At 57.1% G+C, this 20,806-nt stretch carries 17 protein-coding genes and 4 tRNA genes; 5 read left to right on the forward strand and 16 right to left on the reverse strand.

Annotated elements, in window-relative coordinates; translation table 11 throughout:
* Positions 1 to 39 precede the first annotated feature (39 nt).
* The 5 genes from hemC (at position 40) to GNG27_RS22495 (ending at position 5,479) form a co-directional block, all read left to right on the forward strand.
* On the forward strand, positions 40 to 981 hold the full coding sequence (gene hemC / locus GNG27_RS22475) for a hydroxymethylbilane synthase (RefSeq protein WP_156264860.1): 942 nt from the start codon (positions 40 to 42) through the stop codon (positions 979 to 981).
* The gene (hemD, locus tag GNG27_RS22480; RefSeq protein WP_156264862.1) at positions 978 to 1,718 is read left to right on the forward strand and encodes a uroporphyrinogen-III synthase; all 741 of its coding nucleotides are present in this window, start codon (positions 978 to 980) and stop codon (positions 1,716 to 1,718) included. The genes hemC and hemD overlap by 4 nt, the downstream gene beginning before the upstream one ends.
* 21 nt (positions 1,719 to 1,739) lie before the next feature.
* Positions 1,740 to 2,912 (forward strand): uroporphyrinogen-III C-methyltransferase, encoded by a 1,173-nt coding sequence (gene hemX / locus GNG27_RS22485; RefSeq protein WP_156264864.1) that lies wholly within the window; start codon positions 1,740 to 1,742, stop codon positions 2,910 to 2,912.
* A gap of 2 nt (positions 2,913 to 2,914) precedes the next feature.
* A complete protein-coding gene (gene hemY, locus GNG27_RS22490) occupies positions 2,915 to 4,114 on the forward strand; it encodes a protoheme IX biogenesis protein HemY (protein WP_156264866.1) in 1,200 nt (399 codons plus the stop codon).
* Between the two features lie 159 nt (positions 4,115 to 4,273).
* A complete protein-coding gene (locus tag GNG27_RS22495; RefSeq protein WP_156264868.1) occupies positions 4,274 to 5,479 on the forward strand; it encodes an MFS transporter in 1,206 nt (401 codons plus the stop codon).
* 501 nt (positions 5,480 to 5,980) lie between these two features.
* Here GNG27_RS22495 and GNG27_RS22500 read toward each other — a convergent pair.
* The 16 genes from GNG27_RS22500 to rho all read right to left on the reverse strand — a co-directional run bounded on the left by GNG27_RS22500 (position 5,981) and on the right by rho (position 20,534).
* Positions 5,981 to 6,057: transfer RNA gene (locus tag GNG27_RS22500), tRNA-Pro, on the reverse strand.
* 43 nt (positions 6,058 to 6,100) lie between these two features.
* A tRNA-Leu gene (locus GNG27_RS22505) sits at positions 6,101 to 6,186 on the reverse strand.
* A 21-nt stretch (positions 6,187 to 6,207) separates the two neighbouring features.
* Positions 6,208 to 6,283, reverse strand: a tRNA-His gene (locus tag GNG27_RS22510).
* Positions 6,284 to 6,355: 72 nt separating this feature from the next.
* A tRNA-Arg gene (locus GNG27_RS22515) sits at positions 6,356 to 6,432 on the reverse strand.
* 105 nt (positions 6,433 to 6,537) lie between these two features.
* The gene (locus GNG27_RS22520; protein WP_156264870.1) at positions 6,538 to 7,920 is read right to left on the reverse strand and encodes an amino acid permease; all 1,383 of its coding nucleotides are present in this window, start codon (positions 7,918 to 7,920) and stop codon (positions 6,538 to 6,540) included.
* A gap of 267 nt (positions 7,921 to 8,187) precedes the next feature.
* Positions 8,188 to 8,928, reverse strand: a complete 741-nt coding sequence (gene wecG / locus GNG27_RS22525) for a lipopolysaccharide N-acetylmannosaminouronosyltransferase (RefSeq protein ID WP_156264872.1) — start codon at positions 8,926 to 8,928, stop codon at positions 8,188 to 8,190.
* Between the two features lie 12 nt (positions 8,929 to 8,940).
* Entirely contained in the window at positions 8,941 to 10,293 is a 1,353-nt protein-coding gene (wzyE, locus tag GNG27_RS22530; RefSeq protein WP_156264874.1) for an ECA oligosaccharide polymerase, read from the reverse strand.
* Positions 10,290 to 11,369, reverse strand: a complete 1,080-nt coding sequence (locus GNG27_RS22535) for a TDP-N-acetylfucosamine:lipid II N-acetylfucosaminyltransferase (protein ID WP_156264876.1) — start codon at positions 11,367 to 11,369, stop codon at positions 10,290 to 10,292. Before GNG27_RS22535 ends, wzyE begins: the two co-directional genes overlap by 4 nt.
* Positions 11,366 to 12,616, reverse strand: coding sequence for a lipid III flippase WzxE (gene wzxE / locus GNG27_RS22540; protein WP_156264878.1), 1,251 nt, complete (start codon positions 12,614 to 12,616; stop codon positions 11,366 to 11,368). Before wzxE ends, GNG27_RS22535 begins: the two co-directional genes overlap by 4 nt.
* 1 nt (position 12,617) lies before the next feature.
* Positions 12,618 to 13,748, reverse strand: a complete 1,131-nt coding sequence (rffA, locus tag GNG27_RS22545) for a dTDP-4-amino-4,6-dideoxygalactose transaminase (RefSeq protein ID WP_156264880.1) — start codon at positions 13,746 to 13,748, stop codon at positions 12,618 to 12,620.
* A 4-nt stretch (positions 13,749 to 13,752) separates the two neighbouring features.
* Positions 13,753 to 14,430 carry a dTDP-4-amino-4,6-dideoxy-D-galactose acyltransferase gene (gene rffC, locus GNG27_RS22550; RefSeq protein ID WP_156264882.1) on the reverse strand — a complete coding sequence of 226 codons (678 nt, stop codon included), beginning with the start codon at positions 14,428 to 14,430 and terminating at the stop codon, positions 13,753 to 13,755.
* The gene (gene wecC / locus GNG27_RS22555) at positions 14,427 to 15,689 is read right to left on the reverse strand and encodes a UDP-N-acetyl-D-mannosamine dehydrogenase (RefSeq protein ID WP_156264884.1); all 1,263 of its coding nucleotides are present in this window, start codon (positions 15,687 to 15,689) and stop codon (positions 14,427 to 14,429) included. Before wecC ends, rffC begins: the two co-directional genes overlap by 4 nt.
* Positions 15,686 to 16,816, reverse strand: coding sequence for a non-hydrolyzing UDP-N-acetylglucosamine 2-epimerase (gene wecB / locus GNG27_RS22560; RefSeq protein WP_156264886.1), 1,131 nt, complete (start codon positions 16,814 to 16,816; stop codon positions 15,686 to 15,688). The genes wecC and wecB overlap by 4 nt, the downstream gene beginning before the upstream one ends.
* 57 nt (positions 16,817 to 16,873) lie before the next feature.
* Positions 16,874 to 17,920 (reverse strand): ECA polysaccharide chain length modulation protein, encoded by a 1,047-nt coding sequence (gene wzzE, locus GNG27_RS22565; protein WP_142487532.1) that lies wholly within the window; start codon positions 17,918 to 17,920, stop codon positions 16,874 to 16,876.
* Positions 17,921 to 17,932: 12 nt separating this feature from the next.
* Positions 17,933 to 19,033 carry a UDP-N-acetylglucosamine--undecaprenyl-phosphate N-acetylglucosaminephosphotransferase gene (gene wecA, locus GNG27_RS22570; protein WP_142487533.1) on the reverse strand — a complete coding sequence of 367 codons (1,101 nt, stop codon included), beginning with the start codon at positions 19,031 to 19,033 and terminating at the stop codon, positions 17,933 to 17,935.
* A 241-nt stretch (positions 19,034 to 19,274) separates the two neighbouring features.
* Positions 19,275 to 20,534, reverse strand: coding sequence for a transcription termination factor Rho (gene rho, locus GNG27_RS22575; protein ID WP_001054528.1), 1,260 nt, complete (start codon positions 20,532 to 20,534; stop codon positions 19,275 to 19,277).
* Between the last annotated feature and the right edge of the window lie 272 nt (positions 20,535 to 20,806).

Here is a 20,806-nt window from a genome sequence, read left to right on the forward strand (position 1 = left end):
TGTTAGGATGGTCAGTAGATGATTAAGACGGTAACAAGCATGTTAGACAATGTTTTAAGAATTGCCACACGCCAAAGCCCCCTCGCGCTCTGGCAGGCACATTATGTTAAGCAGCGCCTCGAAGCCTGCCATGAAGGCTTGCGGGTCGAGCTGGTGCCGATGGTCACGCGCGGCGATGTCATTCTTGATACACCGCTGGCGAAAGTGGGCGGCAAAGGCCTGTTCGTGAAAGAGCTGGAGCTGGCACTGCTTGAGGATCGCGCTGATATCGCGGTCCACTCCATGAAGGACGTCCCGGTTGATTTCCCTGAGGGACTGGGGCTGGTCACCATTTGCGAGCGCGAAGATCCGCGCGACGCCTTTGTTTCAAACCGCTACGACTCGCTGGATGCCTTGCCACAGGGCAGCATCGTTGGCACGTCAAGTTTACGCCGCCAGTGCCAGCTGGCCGAGTCGCGTCCGGACCTGGTTATCCGCTCCCTGCGCGGCAACGTCGGTACCCGTCTCGGCAAGCTCGATAACGGCGAGTACGACGCTATCATTCTGGCGGTTGCCGGCCTGAAGCGCCTGGGTCTGGAGTCGCGCATTAAGGTGGCGTTGCCACCGGAACAGTCGCTGCCGGCCGTCGGTCAGGGCGCGGTGGGCATTGAGTGCCGACTCGACGATACACGCACCCATGCGCTGCTGGCGCCGCTCAATCACGACGAGACGGTCATCCGCGTCCAGGCAGAGCGCGCCATGAACACTCGCCTGGAAGGGGGATGTCAGGTGCCGATTGGCAGCTATGCTGAATTAATTGATGGCGAACTGTGGCTGCGCGCGCTGGTTGGCGCGCCGGACGGTTCGCAGATGGTGCGCGGCGAACGCCGTGGTCGTCCCCAGGATGCGGAACAGCTGGGTATTTCGCTGGCTGAAGAGCTGCTCGATAACGGCGCGCGTGAAATTCTCGCGGATGTCTATAACGGAGAACCCCCGGCATGAGTATTCTCGTCACCCGCCCTTCTCCCGCTGGAGATCAGTTAGTGAGCCGTCTGCGCGCACTGGGGCAGGTGGCGTGGAGCTTTCCGCTGATTGAGTTCACCCCGGGCCGGGAACTGCCCCTGCTTGCCGGTCATCTTGGTGCGCTGCAGGCCGATGACATGCTGTTTGCCCTTTCACAACATGCCGTGGAATTTGCCCACGCCCGGCTGCAACAGGACGGCCTGCGCTGGCCGGACGCGCCACGCTATTTCGCCATCGGCAGAACCACCGCCCTGGCGCTGCATACCGAAAGTGGCAAAGACGTCCGCTATCCGCTGGATCGGGAAATCAGCGAAGTATTGCTACAATTACCTGAATTACAAACCGTTGTCGGGAAGCGCGCCCTGATTTTGCGCGGCAACGGTGGACGTGAACTGCTGGGCGACACGCTGCGTGAGCGCGGAGCAGAAGTGACATTTTGTGAATGTTATCAACGTTGTAATAAACACTATGACGGTGCGGAAGAGGCGATGCGCTGGCAGTCTCGCGGCGTTACAACCCTGGTGGTAACCAGCGGTGAAATGCTGCAACACCTCTGGTCGCTGATGCCACAATGGTATCGTGAAAACTGGTTACTCCGCTGTCGGCTTCTGGTCGTCAGTGAGCGTCTGGCGAACCTCGCCCGGGAACTGGGCTGGCAAGATATTCGGATCGCTGATAACGCCGACAACGATGCGCTGCTGCGCGCATTACAATAACTCTCATAATGGGAAGCCATAATGACGGAACACGAAAAATCCTCCGCCGTGGTTGAAGAGACCAGGGAGACTGTGGACACCACGCCACAGCCAGAAACGACAGAGAAAAAGCATGGCAGCAATAAAACCAGCCTGGCGTTAAGCGCGATTGCTATCGCCATTGCGCTGGCTGCAGGTATCGGCCTGTACGGTCTGGTGAAAAAGCAAGCCACTAATCAGACCGCCGCCAGCGACGCGCTGGTTACCCAGGTCACTGCCCTGCAACAGGCACAGCAGTCGCAGAAAGCCGAGCTGGATGCGGTGATCAAGCAGCAGGCAGCCCAGCTGGCCGACGCGAACCGTCAGCAGGCCGAGCTGACGAAGCAGCTGGATGAGATGCAGCAAAAAGTGGCCACCATTTCCGGCACCGACGCCAAAACCTGGCTGCTGGCGCAGGCGGATTTCCTCGTCAAACTGGCCGGGCGTAAGCTGTGGAGCGATCAGGATGTCACAACCGCCGCCGCGCTGCTGAAAAGTGCCGATGCCAGCCTGGGAGACATGAACGACCCGAGCCTGATCGCTGCCCGTCGCGCCCTCACCGAAGATATCGCCAGCCTGGGCACCGTTTCGCAGGTGGACTACGACGGCATCATTCTGAAAGTTAATCAGCTGTCGAACCAGATCGATAACCTGCGTCTGGCAGACAATAACGACGACGACTCCCCGATGGATTCCGACAGCAGCGAACTCTCCAGCTCGCTGAGCGAGTGGCGCATCAACCTGCAGAAAAGCTGGCAGAACTTTATGGACAGCTTTATCACCGTTCGCCGCCGCGATGAGACCACCGTGCCGCTGTTAGCCCCGAATCAGGACGTCTACCTGCGCGAAAACCTGCGCTCGCGTCTGCTGGTGGCCGCCCAGGCGGTGCCTCGCCATCAGGAAGAGACCTACAAGCAGGCGCTGGACAACGTCTCGACCTGGGTGCGTGCCTACTACGATACCGACGATGCCACCACCACGGCCTTCCTCGAAGATGTGGACAAGCTGAGCCAACAGAACATCACCATGAACGTCCCGGATAAGCTGGAAAGCCAGCCGATTCTGGAGAAGCTGATGCAGACGCGCGTGCGCAACCTGCTGGCACAGCCGGGCGTGGCCGCAGAGCAAGCCCCCGCTTCCGCTCCGGCCCCTGACAGCGCGCCGCAAGGAGAGTAATTATGTTGAAAGTCCTGTTACTCTTCGCACTGTTGCTCGCCGGGATCGTGCTTGGTCCTATGCTGGCGGGTCATCAGGGTTACGTTCTGATCCAGACCGATAACTACAATATCGAAACCAGCGTCACCGGGCTGGTGATCATTCTGATCCTGGTGATGGTGGCGTTTCTGGCGATCGAATGGATCCTGCGCCGCATCTTCCGCACCGGGGCGCATACCCGCAGCTGGTTTGTCGGCCGCAAACGCCGTCGCGCCCGCAAGCAGACCGAACAGGCGCTGCTCAAGCTGGCCGAAGGCGACTATCAGCAGGTTGAGAAGCTGATGTCGAAGAACGCCGACCACGCTGAACAGCCGGTGGTCAACTACCTGCTGGCGGCCGAAGCGGCCCAGCAGCGCGGCGACGAAGTGCGCGCCAATCAGCATCTGGAGCGCGCCTCCGAACTGGCCGAAAACGATCCGATCCCGGTGGAGATCACCCGGGTGCGTCTGCAGCTGGCGCGTAACGAAAACCATGCCGCCCGACACGGCGTCGATCGTCTGCTGGAGATCGCCCCGCGTCATCCGGAAGTGCTGCGTCTGGCTGAGCAAGCCTATATCCGCACCGGCGCCTGGGGCTCGCTGCTTGACATCATCCCGTCGATGGCAAAAGCAGACGTGGGTGACGATGAGCAGCGCGACGACCTGCAACGTCAGGCCTGGATTGGTCTGATGGACCAGGCCCGCGCCGATCAGGGCAGCGATGGACTGAAAGAGTGGTGGAAAAATCAGAGCCGTAAAACGCGCCAGCAGGTCCCCCTGCAGGTGGCGATGGCGGAGCACCTGATTGAGTGTGACGATCACGATACCGCACAGAGCATCATTCTTGATGGCCTGAAACGCCAGTATGACGATCGGCTGGTGATGGTGATCCCGCGCCTGAAAACCAATAATCCGGAGCAGATCGAGAAGATGCTTCGCCAGCAGATCAAAACCGTGGGCGATCGGCCGCTGCTGTGGAGCACCCTCGGTCAGTCCCTGGCCAGACATGGCGAATGGAAAGAGGCCAGCCTCGCCTTCCGCGCCGCGTTAAAACAGCGCCCGGATGCGTTCGATTACGCCTGGCTGGCGGATACGCTGGACAAGCTTCATCTGCCAGAGGAGGCCGCTGCGATGCGTCGCGATGGCCTGCTGCTGACGTTGCAGAACAATCCCCCGCAGCAATAATTACCCAGGAGGCCTGACGGCCTCCTTTTTTATTTGCTACATTCTTTGCATCATCTTCATGAGACCGCTTCCGCCAATGTAACGACCTCCTTTCATTAAACATTTTTCCTGCACACGCCTTTGTGGCGTGGACTAAATCGTTTTTGAAAGGATCGTTTCATGAACACGCTTTTGTACGCGCTTTTTCGCGCGCTCCGCAGCCATCGCTGGCTGCGCCTGCTGGCCTGCGCTTTTCTCTTTACCTCTGTGGGGAATGGCTTAACCCAGGTCATGGTCTTTGGCCTGCTGCTGGACTGGCAGGCTCCCGCCTCTTTACTGACCCTGGCATATCTGTTTGCCATGCTACCCGGCTTTGTGGGCAGCCTCGTTGGAGAGAGGCTCTGTATGCGCTTTTCGCCCATCCGCCTGCTGGTCCTGACCGAGTGGCTGGGTCTGCTCGCCCTGCTGTTTCCCCTGATGGGCATTCAGTATCACAGCATGGTGGCGCTGCTGGCGGTGCAGTCCACCGAGGCCTTTCTGGCGGGCATGAGCTGGCCGGCTCTGACCCTGCTGTTCCGTCGGGGATTATCCGAAGCCGAGCTGCCCGCGGCGACATGCCTGGAGACGATGATTTTTGCGTCGCAGGTGCTGCTGGGTACCGGGCTGGGTATGGTGCTGTTCCATCAGTTGCCCGCCCTGACACTCCTTGGGTTCGACGCGCTCACCTTTGTGGGTTCCTTGCTGATGTTGCTCCTCGCCGGCAGCGCGTTGCCTTCTCTGGCGCCTGGACAGGCAGCAGAAACCGAAAGACCGGTGGCAGTGTACTGGCAGGCGCTGGCCCCGCAGCAAAAACGCAGCCTGTTACTGCTTCCCGCCCTCGCCGCCGTGGGATCGCCCGCAATGGCGCTGCTGCCTGCGCTGGCGCAGCAGATCGAACCGGAGGATGCCGCCGGGCTGGCTCTACCCCTGCTCTTTGCCCGCAGCCTGGGGCAGCTGTGCGGCCCGCTGCTGCTGAAGAGAGAGAGCCTGCCCCGCTACGCCGGGCAAAACCGTCTCCTGCTGACCTGCCTCGGCCTCTTTTTATTCGCTTACGGAACGATCCCCCTGTTATCGGGGATGCAGGCGCTGGGGGTAGTATTTATCGCCCATCTGGCCTCAAATATCGTTTTTGCGGTGGGCACTTTTAGCCTGCTGAGCAGCTTTCAGGCTGACCAGGTTTCTTCGGCCAGCGGCAGGGCGTGGCGATGGCAAACCGCCAGTGCGTCACTCTTTACCTGCCTCACAGCACTCATTGCTGACGTATGGGGGCCGATGCAGGCGCTGTATGGCGTTTCGGCCTGTGCCTTGCTGATTGTCGTGGGGACCCTGAGGCGCTACGGCAGATAAGGCATAAAAAAACGCCTGCTAAAAAGCAGGCGTTAAACAGGTCTGTTCGACAACTTGTGGTGCTTCACTCAACGTTGTGCCCATGGTGTTTGATGAGGCCGAAGCGACATCTGTCAGTGGACGATAAGCACCGTAAATGGCTCTGCATCATTCCGGGGTTTATGAGGCGCTAAGGCGAACATAAGAGATGGAATGAGCATCTACATGTATATTATTGCATGCAACGTGCCAGGTTTGTATCCCGAAGTTGTCCGATCTCCAACTTTTTAAGATAAAAGGAAATTATGCTATTCAGGCGGGTCGAGAGGGGCAGAATGTATCGCGATCGCGGACAAAGTGTCTCCTGAAAACGACACCCTGGAACAGAAAGAAATATATTATTATTTATCAGAAGGTTAAGTGTCACTTATTCACGACAGGCTGGCGGAATGCTGTCGGCGATTAGCAACAGAGGCAGGAATAGCAGAAAACAAAAAACCCCGCCGAAGCGGGGTTCAAAATTGGTCGGCGAGAGAGGATTCGAACCTCCGACCCACTGGTCCCAAACCAGTTGCGCTACCAAGCTGCGCTACTCGCCGTTGTACTGCTTTTTGAATTTTTAGTTCAATTCATTAAAAGTCGTGGTGCGAGGGGGGGGACTCGAACCCCCACATCCTAAGGACACTAACACCTGAAGCTAGCGCGTCTACCAATTCCGCCACCTTCGCAATTCACAACTCTTTAAATAATGGGGTGGCTAATGGGATTCGAACCCACGACAACTGGAATCACAATCCAGGGCTCTACCAACTGAGCTATAGCCACCACTACTTAATACTTTACTTCCACGCGGTTCTGCCTACTTAACAGACCACCGCAGCTCCAGCACCGGGTAAATGGTGCGCCCGACAGGATTCGAACCTGAGACCTCTGCCTCCGGAGGGCAGCGCTCTATCCAGCTGAGCTACGGGCGCTTAGCGCCGTTGCGGGGCTGGATATTACGGAGGTCTCGCTCTGCTGTCTAGTGCTTTTTTAAAATAAATGCGTGTTTGCTTACAGTTTGCGCACTTTGCCGCATATTACTGCGTTTTTGCTTTTTCGACGTGCCGTCCCAGGCCAAAAAGCTTATATCCCAGGCTCACGGCAGCGATAAATATCATCCCGACATACAGTGACATGCGGGTATCTTCATTGAAGTACATGCCGATGAGCACACAGATCAGGAACGCCATGGTCAGATAGTTCGCCCACGGGAACAGAATGGAGCGGAACGGATGGCTGGCAATCGCTTTTTTATGCGCCTGACGGAAACGCAGCTGGCTAATCAGGATCACAAACCACGGCACCATTCCCGGCAGTACGCTGGCGCTGTACACGTAGACGAAGACACGCTGCGGGTTCGGGATGATGTAGTTCAGGCACGACCCCACCAGCAGGATGGCAATCGAGATAGCTACACCCGCCACCGGCACCCCTGCGCGGGAAACTTTGCCCACCGCCGCCGGAAGCTGGCGGTTTTTCGCCAGGGCATAAAGCATACGCCCGCAGCTGTACATGCCGCTGTTACAGCCAGAGAGCGCCGCCGTCAGCACCACAAAGTTGATAATGCCTGCCGCCGCGGTAATACCGATTTTGGCGAAAGTCAGCACGAACGGGCTGCCGGTGGTGCCAATCTCATTCCACGGGAAGATGGTGACGATGACAAAAATCGCGCCCACGTAGAAGATCAGAATGCGCCACAGCACTTTGCCTACCGCGCTGCGCAGGGTCACCTGCGGATTTTTGGCTTCACCGGCGGTGATACCGATCAGCTCAACGCCCTGATAGGAGGCCACTACGATACAGAGCGCGGTCAGGAAACCTTTCCAGCCTCCGGCAAAGAACCCGCCGTGCTCGGTCAGGTTGCCAAAGCCAATCGCCTGCCCGCTATTACCAAAGCCGAAGAAGATCACCCCCACCCCGATGACGATCATCACGATGATGGTGGTGACTTTGATCATCGCAAACCAGAACTCGATCTCACCGTACAGGCGCACGGCTGCGAGGTTAGCCAGCGCCACCAGCCCCACGGCGATCAGTGCGGGTATCCACTGCGCCATCTCCGGAAACCAGAACTGCACGTAGACCCCGATGGCGGTAATCTCCGATATCCCGACCGCCATCCACATAAACCAGTACGACCAGGCCGTTAAATAGCCGAAAAACGGGCTCATGTAGCGGTGGGCGTAGACAGCGAACGAACCGGCAACCGGTTCGAGGAACAGCATTTCGCCCATCGAGCGCATGATAAAGAAGACGAACAGCCCGGCGATGATATACGCCAGCAGGACCGACGGCCCGGCCCATTTCAGGGTGCTGGCGGAGCCCATAAACAGCCCCACGCCAATCGTCCCGCCCAGGGCGATAAGTTCAATATGACGAGCTTCCAGCCCACGCTGAAGCTCCGGTTTTTTCTCTGCCATAAATCCTCGGTTGTGCTTGCGACTCTCCCGGCCTCGGCCGGTTATTGTTATAGGTACAGATGTGCTATCACGGGCTGTGCGATATGGACCGTTTATGTTAACGGTTGATGCAAAAACAGCCTGGTACGGTAGTGCGGGGAGGAATGGTTTCTTAAATTTTGTAAAATGGCAAACGATGCGTTAAAAAAATGAATGTATTGCACAGAAAAGCAGCAGATTTGCAGGCAGGTTGCAGCGCGAACAGCAGATCGCGCTGCAAATCACAGATTAAAGCCGACCGGAGTAGTGCCAGCCGAGATAACGCAGCAGACGCAGCTGCCGGGTGATGCGGCTGGGCTGTGATAAGAGGCGATACAGCCACTCCAGCCCCAGGTTCTGCCATACCTTTGGCGCACGCTTCACATGGCCGGTAAAGACGTCGTAAGTGCCACCCACCCCCATATAGAGTGCGTCCGGGTAGACCTGACGGCAGTCGCGCATCAGGATCTCCTGACGCGGGGAACCCATCGCCACGGTGACAATCTTCGCCCCGCTGTCGCGAATGCGGCCAAACAGCGCCTGCTGCTGATCGGCACTGAAGTAACCGTCCTGGCTACCGACGATATTCACCTGCCACCGGGCACGCAGCTTCTGCTCGGTTTGCGCCAGAATCTCCGGTTTGCCGCCAACAAGGAACACCGGCGTGCCGTCTGTGCCCGCCCGGGCCATCAGCGCTTCCCAGAGGTCAGCCCCCGCCACGCGGGAGATGTTCGCATCCGGGTATTTCTTACGCAAGGAGCGCACCACGCTGATGCCGTCAGCGTATTTAAATTCTGCCGCCTCAATGAGATCGCGTACCTGGGCGTTATCCTCAATGGTAAGCATCTTTTCTGCATTGATGGCCACCAGCGTGCCGGTTCTCATTCCGTCACTGGCGCAGAGATAGTCCAGCGCATGTTGCATATCACGCCAGCCAATCAGCTTCAGGCCCCGCAGGTCATACAGCGGCGCAGAGGTATTGTCAGTCATTATTATCCTTACTCAGACTCGCGAAAGCGCCCTGCCGCTTGCCAGCTCGCGCTTATGTACTAACCCGGCGCTGTCGAACAGCCAGTACAGCAGCTTCGCCATCAGCAGACAGGCGCCAAAAACCACCATGAAAAAGACCACGCGAGAGACGAACGAGTCCAGCCCCTCTCGCGCCAGCACGATCATATTGAAAATGGCACCGAAACAGAAACTATGCAAAATCGCTGCCTTGTAGCGATTGGTCTCCTGATTGCCCAGCGTATAGAGCCAGTCGAACCATTTGATAATCAGCCCTACGGCGATCGCCCCCGGCAGGATAAACCAGCCGCCGCCCATCACCACCAGCGAGCCGATCAGCGTCGGTGAGATCGCCAGACCGGAGTGGTTGTTAAGCACTTCCCAGGTAAAGTAGTTGGCGGTGTTCAGAACCACTCCCGGCCTGTCCGGCCACAGCCAGGTGGGGATAAAGACATAAAAATCGCGCACGATGGGTGCCAGCCCCTGAAAGTCGATTTTGTCGTAGTTCTGCAGCAGCAGGGCCAGGTTCTCCCACGGCGAGAAGGTATCGCGGGTGAGGTACAGGAAGGTGTAAAACGCCTCATCGCCGCTGACGTCCATGCCATAGCGTTTCAGCGCCAGCCAGAACATCCCGACAATCCCCATCACCCCTGCGGCAGCCAGCATCCACAGCGAGATCCAGCCGCGAATGATGCCGATAAACAGGAAGATAGCAAAGGCAATAATGATGTTCGCGCGCGTGCCGCCGACAATCATGTAGGTCAGCAGGCCAAACGCCACAGTGCTGACCAGGAAAAACAACCACGCCCGGGCATCCTGGCGCAGAAAATAGACCACCAGCATCGCCGGAATGAAGAAGTAGAAGAAGCGCTTGAGCGCCACCCCTGAGACTTCGCTGGAGAAGATCTGGCTGTAGGAGTGCAGCTTAAACAGCAAAAAGCCGTTGTGCATGAAGAAGATGCCGACGGTAATTAGCGCGATCCCCATCAACATCACCCAGGTCAGGTGGGTCTCGACCCGGTTCATGGTAAACAGCGGTCGTCGCTCAGCGCCAGAGCTGGCGGGTTTCAGCCGCGTCTTGTAGGCGACGTAGTAGACCCCATAGAAACAGGTGGCCGACAGCAGGGCCTGCATCAGGATCTCCGGCGGTACGACGGCCACGTCGAAGCGGAACACCAGCACGCTGGTCAGCGGGAAGCCGAAGTAAAAGGTCAGCAGAAACAGCAGCGAGAAAAAGACGTTGAAGTTAAAGCGCACCCGCCGGAACTCGAACCAGGTCAGGGTGGCGATAAAGAGCGCGCTCAGAAGCCAGATGACCAACAGGCCGCTAAATTGCAACTGGCTCATGCTTTCTCCCCTGAGGCGATCCGCAGCGCCTTGTGCCACGGCGTAAGGTAGTTCGGGCTGAAAAAATCGATGGTGTTTTTATCCACCTGCGTCAGCTGTCGCTGCGCTTCGCGCACCACCTCTTCATTCAGGTCGTCCGTGGTGAACAGCACCGGAATGTGCTGCTCCGCCATATCCTGCCAGAACGGGTTGTCGCGATTGAGCACGCAGGGCACGCCCGCCTGGATCAGCAGACACAGCGTGCCAATCCCCTGCTGGCGCGCGAAGATGAAGTAACCCAGATCGCACTGGCGCAGCAGGGCCAGGTAGTCGTCAAAGGCCAGCTTATCGCTGAGGATCTGCAGATTATCCGGGCTGAACAACGCCAGCCCGCTCTGGCGAACTTCATTGATGTACACCGCGTTATTAGCAGGATAGCCCATGGGTACGATCACGTTGACCGTATCGCCAAATTGCTGATGCACCGCCTTCAGGGCCACGATATGTTCGTTGCTGCGATCCCCGGAATTACCCACCAGAATCGTCAGCTTCCCCTCGCGCTTCACATCGCTGGCTAACCCGTTCAGGGACGGATCCATGCGGGTCGGAAAATAGAGCAGCTCGCCGCGGACGTTCGGATGACGTTGGGCGAAATAGTTCAGATCGCCGCGGGTGGCAAAGATGCAGCCCACCCGCCCTTGGGCCATGCGACGCAGCGGATAGAAAAGACGGAATTTCCAGCCCTGGGAGACTTCATACAGATCTGCCCCCCAGATATGCCAGTTAAACTGCGCGGGCTTGATGCCCCCACTCAGTAGCGCCAGCCACAGGCCGGTATTGAACTGACCGTGGAAAAAGAAACGCTGCTGGCGATCCGCTTTGGCTTTGGCGATCACCGCTTTGGCAAGCGACGCTTTATCCGGCCAGAAAGTCAGCTGCAGTGCCGGGCAGGCGGCGCTCAGGCCGGTATCCTTCCCCACCACCATAATTTCGCGCGCCAGGGCGCTGCCGGGTGCCAGCTCATCGTTAAAGAACCGCAGTACGGTCTGGTTATGATGTGGGATATCCGATCCCAGGACGTGAATCAGTGCAGTCATGCGCGTTTATGCCAAAGTAAAAAGACGCCGCAACAGGCAGCAAAATAGACAATATAGGTGGCCATGTAGGCCTGGGCCGCTCCCAGCGCGCCGTGCGTGGGGATCAGCCAGTGCGAAAACGCCGTCAGCAGGGTGAACTGGCTGATTTCCGCCAGAATGTAGAGCCGCAGCGAGGCTTTGGCGATCACCAGATAGCCAAAGACGTAAGCGCCTACTTTCAGCACATCCCCCACCAGCTGCCAGGCAAACAGATCGCGCATCGCGGTAAATTTAGCGGAGAACAGCAGCCAGATAGCAACATCGCGCAGCAGCCAGACGGTAAAACTGGCGACAGCCACCGCCGGTAAGACGAAGCGCAGGGAACGGAGTATCTCGCGGGTGATCTCCTGACGCCCCGTCAGACGCGACAGGGTTGGCAGCAGGTAGACGCTAAAAGAGGCGGTAATGAACTGCAGGTAGGCATCGGAGATGCTGCTGACGCCTTGCCAGATCCCCACCTCATCCCAGCTGTAGTGCGCCGCCAGCAGATTTCGCATCATCACATAGGCTACCGGCAGAGTGACCGAGGTGATAAGCGCCATCAGGGTAAATTTGCCCAGCTGTCCCGCAAGGATCTTGTCCCATTGCGGCTTAAGATAGTGCAGCGGGACAGTACCTCTGCGCATCAGCATGATAGCCGCCGGGATCACCACCAGCGCTGGCACCAGCGCCAGCCCCAGCAGCGCGCCTTCGTAGCCGCCGAGACGATAACAGGCATAATAGGCGACGACCCCAATCACGCTGCCGACGATCAGCGCCAGCGCATTGCCGGCGGCATCGCGGAAGCCCTTCATCAGCGCCAGCAGCAGGTTAGCCCAGGCGATACCCATCTGCACCAGCGCCACCAGCCGCACCAGGCCCTGATAGCCCGTATGACCAAACAGCCCCTCGCTGATGGGCGCGGCTGCCAGTAAAAAGATCACCGCCAGCAGGGTGGAAAAGCCCAGCACCATCGCGGATGAGGTCCCGACCACCGTACGTAATTGCGCCTTATCATCATGATATTGCGCCACGTACTTGGTCACGCCGTTGAAGATACCCGCCCCGGCCAGCACGCCCAGCACGGTGACCAGCTGACGGAAGTTCCCCGCCTGCCCAACGCCCGCCGGGCCAAATGAGACGGCCAGCAGTTTGACGACTAACAGGCCCGTGCCGATCTTGACGAGTGTGGACGCGGCGGTCCACACCGATGCTTTCGCCAGAGACATATCAGCCGAAATAACTCAGAAGGGTATTAATGACCGTGCGCTGGTTGACTGCAGCGAGGTTGTAGAACAGCGGTAAGCGGAGTAACCGCTCACTTTCTTTGGTGGTGAAGCGATCGTCACCCACAAATTGACCAAAGGCTTCCCCTGCCGGGCTGGAGTGCAGCGGAATATAGTGGAACACCGCCAGGATCTCGGCCTCTTTCAGGTATGCGATCAGATCGCTGCGATCGTCGTTATCCCGCAGCTTGATGTAGAACATATGCGCGTTATGCACGCAGTCCGCCGGGATGGTTGGCAGCTCGATACGGCCTTTTCGCGCCAGCGGGGCCAGCGCATCGTAATAGGTCTGCCACAGCGCCAGGCGCTGCTGGTTGATGCGATCTGCCGCTTCCAGCTGGGCCCACAGGTATGCCGCCTGCAGATCCGCCATCAGGTAGCTGGAGCCGATATCGCGCCAGGTGTACTTATCCACCTGTCCGCGGAAGAACTGGCTGCGGTTGGTGCCTTTCTCACGGATGATCTCTGCGCGCTCCACCAGGGCGCGATCGTTAATCAGGGTCGCGCCGCCCTCACCGCCTGCGGTGTAGTTTTTGGTTTCGTGGAAGCTGAAGCAACCAATATGACCGATAGTACCCAGCGCGCGGCCTTTGTAGGTGGACATCACCCCCTGCGCGGCATCTTCCACCACATACAGGTTGTGCTTTTTGGCGATCGCCATGATGGTGTCCATCTCGCACGCCACGCCGGCATAGTGTACCGGCACGATGGCGCGGGTCTTGTCGGTGATCGCCGCTTCAATCAGCGTCTCGTCGATGTTCATGGTGTCCGGACGGATATCCACGAAGATGATTTTCGCTCCACGCAGCACGAAGGCGTTAGCGGTCGAGACAAAGGTGTAGCTCGGCATGATCACTTCATCGCCAGGACCGATATCCAGCAATAGCGCCGCCATCTCCAGCGAGGCGGTGCAGGACGGCGTGAGCAGCACCTTCGCGCTCTGAAAACGCTGTTCCATCCACTGCTGGCAACGGCGAGTATAGCCGCCATCGCCACAGAGTTTGCCGCTGCCCATCGCAGACTGCATGTAATCAAGTTCGGTGCCCACCACGGGAGGCGCATTAAATGGGATCATCTTGTCACCTGTATAGCCAGTAAGCGGTCGTTTCGATGTTGCCGCCGCTTGCAATATAACGTTTAAGCGCGGCGGTGTTGCCCATCTGGGTCGCCACCCGCAATGTGGAAAGCTGCTGTTGTCCGGCCCAGCACAGCGCCGCCTGCATCAACCGCTCGCCCATGCCGCGCCCGGCCAGCAGGCCGATACGCGCGTCGGTGTCATTCAGTTTACGCAAGGAGACAAAGCCCAGGATGGCGCCATCCGGTGCACGGAATATCAGGCAGAGGTGATCGAAGGTGCCTTTTACCGCATTTTCGATCCACTGGGCATAGAAGCGACCGCTGTCGTCCGGGGCGTACCAGGGCGCGCGAAAGCGGCTCAGGGCAAACGCCTGCGCGGCCAGCTGGCGCAGCGCCGGAATATCCTGTTCGGTAGCGATCTCAGCGCCTGGGCAGGCATGCTGCGTCACCTGGATCGCGAGATCGGCTTCGCCTTCAACCAGCCTGAAGCCCTGCTGCTGGAGTGCATCCAGCCAGTCGGTGCGGGTGGCCGGAATTTTAGCCTGCACGCGTTGCCAGGCGGATAAATCGTCGGCCGCCAGCAACGGGGCGTCATCAGACAGGCGCACAATGGCCGTGGGCAGGGAAAAAAACTGACTTTCCCAGTCCAGCGGCTGTAACGCACCACGCAGCTGACTCAACGCCATACGCCTTTGGTATCAACGATAAATTCCTGACGCACGGCATCGCCCGGAATCGCTTTAAACTCGCTGTGATCCACCAGCAGCACCAGCACATCGGCGGTGGCCAGCGCATCATTAACGCGTGTCAGGGTGCAGTGACCGGCCAGCTTTTTCGGCAGCTCGTGGATATTGGGTTCCACTACCTGCGTTTCGCCGCTGTGCCAGTCGGCAATCATCTCAGCAATTTCCATCGCCGGGCTTTCACGCAGATCGTCGATGTTCGGCTTAAAGGCGAGACCAAAACAGGCGATAGTCACCTCATTTGCCCGCTTGCCGCTCTGCGTCAGGTAATCCGCCACCGTGGCCTTCACCTGGTTCAGCACCCAGTGCGGTTTGCTGTCGTTCACTTCGCGGGCCGTACGGATCAGACGCGCCTGCTGCGGGTTCTGCGCCACGATAAACCACGGGTCGACCGCGATACAGTGACCGCCTACGCCCGGGCCGGGTTGCAGGATATTGACGCGCGGATGGCGGTTCGCCAGACGAATCAATTCCCAGACGTTGATTCCCTGATCGGCGCAAATCAGCGATAACTCATTGGCAAACGCGATATTGACGTCGCGGAAGCTGTTTTCCGTCAGCTTGCACATCTCGGCGGTACGGGAGTTGGTGACGACGCACTCACCTTCCAGGAAGATGTTATAGAGCTCGCTGGCGCGGGCGGAACAGACCGGCGTCATCCCGCCAATAACACGATCGTTTTTAATCAGTTCGACCATCACCTGCCCCGGCAGCACGCGCTCCGGACAGTAGGCGACGTTGATATCCGCACGCTCACCCGCCTGCTGCGGGAAGGTGAGATCCGGGCGCGCCTCGGCCAGCCACTGTGCCATCTGCTCGGTGGCACCCACCGGGGAGGTCGACTCCAGGATCACCAGGGCGCCTTTTTTCAGCACCGGCGCGATGGATTTTGCTGCCGCTTCGACATACGCCATATCCGGCTCATGCTCGCCTTTGAACGGCGTCGGCACGGCAATCAGGTAAGCATCGGCGGCTACCGGCGTGGTGCTGGCCTTCAGGTACCCTCCCTCAACGGCCGTTTTCACTACCTTGTCGAGATCCGGTTCAACAATGTGAATTTCACCCTTGTTGATCGTCGCAACCGCATGCTGGTTGATGTCCACACCTACGACCTGTTTTTGACGGGAGGCAAATGCCGCCGCCGTTGGCAGCCCAATGTAGCCAAGCCCAATGACAGAAATGGTCGTAAAACTCATAGCGATACCCGATTATGTTTAAGTGCGTGCAAAATACGGTCACAGGCCTGGCCATCACCATAGGGATTATGGGCCCGGCTCATGGTCTGATACTCTTTATCGTCGTGCAGCAGGCGCGTCACCTCTTCCACGATCAGTCGCGAATCGGTGCCCACCAGCCGCACGGTTCCGGCTTTGACCGCTTCCGGGCGCTCGGTGGTCTCACGCATTACCAGCACCGGTTTGCCCAATGAAGGCGCCTCTTCCTGAATACCGCCAGAGTCGGTCAGGATCAGCCAGGCGTGGTTCATCAGCCAGACGAAAGGCAGATAGTCCTGCGGCTCAATAAGTATGACGTTTTTGACGTGCCCCAGGATGCGGTTGACCGGTTCACTGACGTTGGGATTCAGGTGCACCGGATAGACGATCTGCACATCTTCATTAAGTGCAGCGATTTCCGCCAGCGCATGGCAGATTTGCTCGAATCCCTGACCAAAGCTTTCCCGACGGTGTCCGGTCACCAGGATCATCTTTTTACCATTGGCCAGGAACGGATACTGCTCGGCCAGCTCCCCACGCAGGGTGTCACTCGCCAGCACCCGGTCACGCACCCAGATCAGCGCGTCGATCACCGTGTTGCCGGTGACAAAGATATGCTGGTCTTTTATGTTCTCGCGCAGCAGGTTCTGACGGGAGTTCTCCGTCGGTGCGAAGTGATACATCGCCAGATGCCCGGTCAGGGTACGGTTCGCCTCTTCAGGCCAGGGAGAGTAAAGATCGCCAGTACGCAATCCCGCTTCGACATGCCCCACTGGAATACGCTGATAGAACGCCGCCAGGCTGGTGGCGATGGTGGTAGTGGTATCACCGTGCACCAGCACGACATCAGGCCTGAACGACTCCAGAATGGGTTTTAACCCTTCCAGAATACGGCTGGTAATTTCGGTTAATCCTTGCCCCGGTTTCATAATATTGAGGTCGTAATCGGGAACAATAGAAAAGAGGTTAAGGACCTGATCCAGCATCTCCCGATGCTGTGCGGTAACGCAAACTTTCGCCTCAAAATAAGGGTCGCTTGCCAGCGCATGAACCAGAGGCGCCATCTTGATGGCTTCCGGCCTCGTACCAAAGACGGTTAGTACTTTCACATCGATTCTCTTCGATTAAGCGATGAAGGCCATAAGCCTTCATCGTAGATGGCGTTCTTAAATTTTGCGACGACGGGTTAATGCCACGCCTGCGCCAATTAAAGCACCCACAATCCCCCACATAATCATCAGGAATGCGCGACGTGGACTATCGCGTTTTACAGGTTCTTCAGGTGTTCGCAAATAACGATAGGTCTGAAAACGTGGGTCCAGTGTCGGACCTACGTTGAGGGTTGTGAGCATGGCGCGGTTTTGATCGTAGTCGAGGTCAACATCCGGGCCTACGGCCTGCAGGTTTTCCAGGCGCGCCTGCAGCATTGGGCGGCCCAGCAGGAACATTTCAGAATCTGGCAGTTCGTCGGCCGGCACGTCGGTTTCGCTGCGGGAGATATTGCTCTTCTCCGCAATCTTCAGCGCTTGCTCAATATTATGAACCCGGCGATTAAAGATCGCTTTCGCCACCTCTTCCTGACGTTTGACCTGCGCTTTCATCTGCACGGTACGCGCTGCCCAGGCCCCTTTCAGCTCATCATTCAGATGACTTGCCGCTCGCTGGCTGGCGAAAGCGACATACTGACGCAGCAGATTGTTGGCATCCGGCGCGGTTTCCGCGATCAGTTTGACGCTGTCGTTAATGTTGCGCAGCGGGTCGCCCGCCATGAACTGAATATTGTTGATCAGTTCGTCCAGCAGGGCGGCATCCGCCTTGCTGTTGCCCACCATCCGCTGTTTGAAATAGTCGGTCTGGTTCCAGAAATCACGGCGCGTATCCCAGGAGGCGAGTTGCATAATGAACTCTTTGTAGGACTCGTCCATCACCGAGGGCTGCTCGGCGGAGGCTGGATTCGCTTTCACATCCAGGTTACGCAGAAACTGTTGCTGAGAGTAGAAGCCCCCGAGCATGTTCACCGTCGGACGATCGGTAATGGCCGTCGCGCTCCACTCCTGTCGGGCGAAAAAGGTATACGCCAGTGCGATAAGTGCAAAGCCCAGCGCAATACCTGCGATCCAAAACTTGCCCGCCCATAACACGCGGAACAAGCCACGAACATCCAGCTCATTCTCAGTTACCACTGATTTTGCTCCCGCCAACGGTTGAGTCATTACAGTCCCGATTTACTTGGTTAAAGTTGGGTTATTGCCATTTCGACGCATACGGCGTTTTACGCGTTTAATAAAGCGCGCCACTTTCCATGCGCGCTTTATACAGTAGCCGTACAGGAAAAATGCTAGCAAGAATAATACCAACATTACCCATTCAGGGATGAAATGTGCATATTCTGCGGCGACACCAATGCCAGCCAGCAGCGCAGCGGCGAGGGTGATTAAGACAAACGCCTGACGCGAGGTGAAGCCGGCGCGCATAATCAGATGGTGAATATGTTGACGATCTGGCGAGAACGGGCTCATCCCTTTGCGCAGACGGCGATACATAATCGCCACCATATCCATCAGCGGAATGGCAATAATCCACAGGGCCGTCACCGGACTGATTGGGTGGGTATTCCCCTGAGTGGTTTCCAGCAGGATCCAGATAACGGTAAAACCAATCAGCGTACTCCCGGCATCCCCCATAAAGACTTTGTAGCGACGGCCCAGCACGCCAAGGTTAAGGAGGATATATGGCAGAATGGCGGCAATCATCGCAAAGCACCACATCGACAGGCTGTACTGACCGTCGAACCACAGGATGATGCCGATTGCGGCGAACGAAACGCTGGAGAGCCCCCCCAGCAGGCCGTCGATGCCGTCCACCATATTAAAGGCGTTAATCGCCGCCCACACGGCAAACAGCGTCAGGAAGTAGCCGAACGGCCCCAGTACCATCTCCCAGGTACCGAAAATATAGCCGAGGCTGCTGAGGTAGAGTTTCCCAACCACCATCATGATGACGCCGATGGCCGCCTGAACCGCAGCGCGGAATTTCACGCTAATATCAAACCTGTCGTCCAGCGCCCCCACCAAAACCAGCACGCCGGCACACGCCAGATAGAGCGCCGCATGCGGGATATAGTAATCCGCAATACTGAAGGTGAAACAGATGCCCGCATAAACAGAGATTCCGCCAACCAGCGGAATCAAGCCTTGATGGCGTTTACGATAGTTGGGCTTATCCACCAGACCCACTCTCTTCGCCGCCTTGCGGGCGAGAAATAAAAAGCAGGTGGTGAAAAGAAAAATACTGATTAGCTCAGTCACCGCGGTGAGTAGATTCACTATGGATACTCTCAACAAATGTTAATCCCGGAAGTATAACCTTGAAGGCTCGGCTCCAGAAGGAAAAAGCAGGCCTCACCCAAGTCCCTTTGTTTATTTTTCAGACAATTACTTTTCTGCTTTGACGAACATTCCCATTTTCGTCTCCGGCAGAGATAATTGGACAGCGCACAGTTACAGCGTATAAGCCACAAAAGAAAAACGCCACGTAAAAACGTGGCGTTTCGGCGCTTTATTTACTTTACGAGCGCTTCATCATATCGAAGAAATCGTCGTTAGTTTTGGTCATCGCCAGTTTGTTAATGAGGAACTCCATCGCGTCGATTTCACCCATTGGATGGATAATTTTACGCAGGATCCACATTTTCTGCAGCTCTTCCTGAGTGGTGAGCAGCTCTTCTTTACGGGTACCGGAACGGTTATAGTCGATAGCCGGGAAGACGCGCTTTTCAGCGATTTTACGAGAGAGGTGCAGTTCCATGTTGCCTGTACCTTTAAACTCTTCGTAAATAACTTCATCCATCTTCGAACCGGTGTCGATCAGCGCGGTTGCGATGATGGTCAGGCTTCCGCCCTCTTCGACATTACGCGCAGCACCGAAGAAACGCTTCGGACGGTGCAGGGCGTTAGCATCCACACCACCGGTCAGTACTTTACCGGAAGCCGGAACCACGGTGTTGTAGGCACGCGCCAGACGGGTGATAGAGTCGAGGAGGATGATAACGTCTTTTTTATGCTCAACCAGACGCTTCGCCTTCTCGATAACCATTTCCGCAACCTGAACGTGACGGGATGCCGGTTCGTCGAAGGTAGAGGCTACAACCTCACCTTTCACCAGACGCTGCATCTCGGTCACTTCTTCCGGACGTTCGTCAATCAGCAGCACCATCAGCACGCAGTCTGGGTGGTTGTATGCGATGCTCTGGGCGATGTTCTGCAGCAGCATGGTTTTACCGGCTTTCGGCGGTGCCACAATCAGACCACGCTGGCCACGACCAATCGGAGACGCCAGATCCAGAACGCGAGCGGTTAAGTCTTCGGTAGAACCGTTACCACGCTCCATGCGCAGGCGAGAGTTCGCGTGCAGCGGCGTTAAGTTTTCAAACAGGATCTTATTGCGCGAGTTTTCTGGTTTGTCGTAGTTAACTTCATTAACTTTCAACAGCGCAAAGTAGCGTTCACCCTCTTTAGGAGGACGAATCTTACCTGAAATGGTGTCACCAGTGCGGAGGTTGAAACGGCGGATTTGGCTGGGGGAAACGTAGATATCATCAGGACCGGCGAGGTAGGAGCTGTCTGCAGAGCGGAGGAAACCAAATCCGTCCTGCAATATCTCCAGCACACCGTCGCCAAAGATATCTTCGCCACTCTTTGCGTGCTGCTTCAGGATGGCAAAAATGATGTCCTGCTTGCGCATACGAGCCTGGTTTTCCAGTCCCATATTTTCGCCGAGAGTGATCAGCTCAGAAACCGGCGTATTCTTTAATTCGGTAAGATTCATAATGGTGTGGGTTCTTAAACTCGGGGTGATACTCGAACTTAATTTGTGAATGGTATGGCAGGGTCATCCATGCCTGTTAGCGGCCATCAACTCATGTCTGTTCGCTGTCTGGTCACAGGGAAAGCACAGAACTGAAACGACAAGACGGATTGAGTGACAAGCCCGGAATCTATCCACTTCACGCACTGTTTATGTCAACAACGGGAAGTATCGGGTAAAACAAGATTCAAACAACAAGGTATGTTTAAAACGAAGTCATAGCTAACTTAGCA

This window comes from Leclercia sp. 119287 (assembly GCF_009734485.1).
Taxonomy (GTDB): Bacteria; Pseudomonadota; Gammaproteobacteria; order Enterobacterales; family Enterobacteriaceae; genus Enterobacter; species Enterobacter adecarboxylatus_C.

Coding starts and splice junctions, on each gene's coding strand:
- hemC (WP_156264860.1), top strand. CDS start 40: ATGTTAGACAATGTTTTAAGAATTGCCACACGCCAAAGCCCCCTCGCG.
- hemD (WP_156264862.1), top strand. CDS start 978: ATGAGTATTCTCGTCACCCGCCCTTCTCCCGCTGGAGATCAGTTAGTG.
- hemX (WP_156264864.1), top strand. CDS start 1,740: ATGACGGAACACGAAAAATCCTCCGCCGTGGTTGAAGAGACCAGGGAG.
- hemY (WP_156264866.1), top strand. CDS start 2,915: ATGTTGAAAGTCCTGTTACTCTTCGCACTGTTGCTCGCCGGGATCGTG.
- GNG27_RS22495 (WP_156264868.1), top strand. CDS start 4,274: ATGAACACGCTTTTGTACGCGCTTTTTCGCGCGCTCCGCAGCCATCGC.
- GNG27_RS22520 (WP_156264870.1), bottom strand. CDS start 7,920: ATGGCAGAGAAAAAACCGGAGCTTCAGCGTGGGCTGGAAGCTCGTCAT.
- wecG (WP_156264872.1), bottom strand. CDS start 8,928: ATGACTGACAATACCTCTGCGCCGCTGTATGACCTGCGGGGCCTGAAG.
- wzyE (WP_156264874.1), bottom strand. CDS start 10,293: ATGAGCCAGTTGCAATTTAGCGGCCTGTTGGTCATCTGGCTTCTGAGC.
- GNG27_RS22535 (WP_156264876.1), bottom strand. CDS start 11,369: ATGACTGCACTGATTCACGTCCTGGGATCGGATATCCCACATCATAAC.
- wzxE (WP_156264878.1), bottom strand. CDS start 12,616: ATGTCTCTGGCGAAAGCATCGGTGTGGACCGCCGCGTCCACACTCGTC.
- rffA (WP_156264880.1), bottom strand. CDS start 13,748: ATGATCCCATTTAATGCGCCTCCCGTGGTGGGCACCGAACTTGATTAC.
- wecC (WP_156264884.1), bottom strand. CDS start 15,689: ATGAGTTTTACGACCATTTCTGTCATTGGGCTTGGCTACATTGGGCTG.
- wzzE (WP_142487532.1), bottom strand. CDS start 17,920: ATGACTCAACCGTTGGCGGGAGCAAAATCAGTGGTAACTGAGAATGAG.
- rho (WP_001054528.1), bottom strand. CDS start 20,534: ATGAATCTTACCGAATTAAAGAATACGCCGGTTTCTGAGCTGATCACT.